2 protein-coding genes (1 of these 2 only partly in view) are annotated in these 2,113 nt (G+C 51.3%); both read left to right on the top strand.

What is annotated here, in order from left to right; genetic code table 11:
• The first annotated feature begins 98 nt into the window (after positions 1-98).
• Complete coding sequence (gene dprA / locus QVO97_RS10355) at positions 99-1,331, top strand: DNA-processing protein DprA (protein ID WP_022360249.1); 1,233 nt, start codon at positions 99-101, stop codon at positions 1,329-1,331.
• A gap of 9 nt (positions 1,332-1,340) precedes the next feature.
• Positions 1,341-2,113, top strand: the beginning of a protein-coding gene (gene topA / locus QVO97_RS10350; protein WP_022360248.1) for a type I DNA topoisomerase. The gene runs 1,321 nt beyond the window's last position; only the first 773 of its 2,094 coding nucleotides appear in the window; the start codon lies at positions 1,341-1,343; its stop codon lies off the right edge, out of view.

Raw genomic sequence — 2,113 nt, 5'->3', positions numbered from 1 at the left:
TATGTCATGCTTTGCATGACGCGCATCTCGCAGCAAGAATGCCGAGGCATTCTTGAAGGTAAAAGGCAGCCGATCTGGCATATATAGGGGGGAAAGATATGGAAATAGGAAAAGAAGAGAGCAATGTACAGAATGCTCAGCTTTCTATGCAGGAACTATATGGAAAAACACAGGAACCGCCGCATAAAAATGTGCTTCTGACAGAAAATATGCAGTATTCCGACCGTGAGCGCATCCATGCCTACTGGTTATCGAGAGTGGATGGAATCGGCGCGGTGACGGCGGCTAAATTATATGAATCGTGCGGCAGTTTTGAGAGAATCTATGAGCGGGTTTTATATAATAGGAAGAAACTGGATCCGTTTATATGTTCCTTTCTCGGAAAAGCTGTGAAAAAGGGGCTGGAGGAAGCGGTTCCGCTCTTCAAACAGCGCGTGGAAGAATACGATAGGCTGGAGGAACAGGGGGTACGTTTCATTCTGTGCGGTGAGGCGGCATATCCGAAGCGCCTGATGCATATCTATGATAAACCGATGTGGCTGTTTGTGCGTGGAACGCTTCCAGAAGATGCGAAACCATCCGCGGCAGTCATCGGGGCGCGCAGCTGTACGCCGTATGGACGACAGGAGGCAGAGTATTTCGGTCGGATTCTGGCAGAAAACGGCGTGCAGGTAGTGAGCGGCATGGCGCTGGGGATCGATCAGGCGGGGCATAAGGGCGCGATGGATGGCGGCGGACTGACGTATGCCGTGATGGGCTGTGGGATTGACACCTGTTATCCGCCATCCGGCATCCGGCTGCATGCGCGCATCCGTGAACAAGGCGGCATATTGTCAGAATATGGACCGGGTGTACCGCCGACGGCATCCCATTTTCCAATCCGGAACCGGATCATCAGCGGACTTTCCGACCTGGTGCTGGTCGTGGAAGCGCGAAAAAGAAGCGGTTCCCTGATTACGGCGGATCTGGCGCTGGAGCAGGGAAAAGAGGTATTTGCGCTGCCGGGACGGCGCATCGATCCGCTCAGTGAGGGCTGCAACCGGCTGATTGCACAGGGGGCGGGGATCGTGACGAAACCGGAGGATGTGTTGGATTTCTTCCATATAAAATGTAAAAATTCTTGTAAAAAAACAATAAAATCAGTAAATGCACTTGCCAAGTCGGAAAAAATGGTGTATAGTTGCCTAGATTCACAACCGAAACATCTGGAAGCGGTCATGAAAAGCTGTGGGGTGACAGCAGGGGAATGCATGACTGCGCTTTTAAATCTGGAAATGCAGGGATTGATCCTGCAGCCAATGAATCAATATTACGTTAGGAAGATTATATAGAGGTCTGTTATGGCAAAAAATCTGGTTATTGTAGAGTCTCCGGCGAAAGTCAAGACAATTAAAAAATTTTTGGGTTCCAACTATGAGGTGGACGCCTCCGGCGGTCATGTGCGCGACCTCCCTAAGAGTACGCTGGGAGTGGACGTAGAGCATGGATATGAGCCGAAGTATATCACCATCCGGGGAAAGGGCGATGTGTTGGCGCGTCTGCGGAAAGAGGTTAAAAAAGCAGATAAGATTTATCTCGCAACTGACCCGGACCGCGAGGGAGAGGCGATCTCCTGGCACCTGATGAAAGCATTAAAGCTGGATGAACAGAAAGATAAAAAGGTTTACCGTATCAGTTTCAATGAGATTACAAAAAACGCCGTCAAGGCATCTTTAAAAGAGCCGCGTGCCATCGATGAAAATCTGGTGGATGCACAGCAGGCGAGACGTATGCTCGACCGTATGGTGGGTTACCTCATCAGCCCGCTTCTCTGGGCGAAGGTCAAGAGAGGACTCAGCGCCGGTCGTGTGCAGTCGGTCGCGCTGCGTATGATCTGCGACCGTGAGGAAGAGATCAATGCGTTTATACCGGAAGAATACTGGACGCTGGATGCACAGCTCCACGTACATGGCTCCAGAAAGAAGCTGACCGCCCATTATTACGGCGATAAGGACGGCAGGAAGGCAATTCACAGCAAAGAGGAAGTGGAGGCGCTTATGAAGCGTCTGGAGGGCTGTGAGTACGAAGTGCGAGATGTGAAGCTGGGCGAACGCGTGAAGAAGGCGCCGATCCC

It is taken from the genome of Clostridium sp. CAG:43 (assembly GCF_000434655.1).
Taxonomy (GTDB): Bacteria; Bacillota; Clostridia; order Lachnospirales; family Lachnospiraceae; genus Otoolea; species Otoolea fessa.
The sequence above is the reverse complement of the archived record's forward strand: the minus strand, read 5'-3'. Positions and strand labels throughout refer to the sequence as shown.

Bases quoted from the DNA above. Each gene is read 5' to 3' on its own strand.
- dprA (WP_022360249.1), top strand. From the start codon at position 99: ATGGAAATAGGAAAAGAAGAGAGCAATGTACAGAATGCTCAGCTTTCT.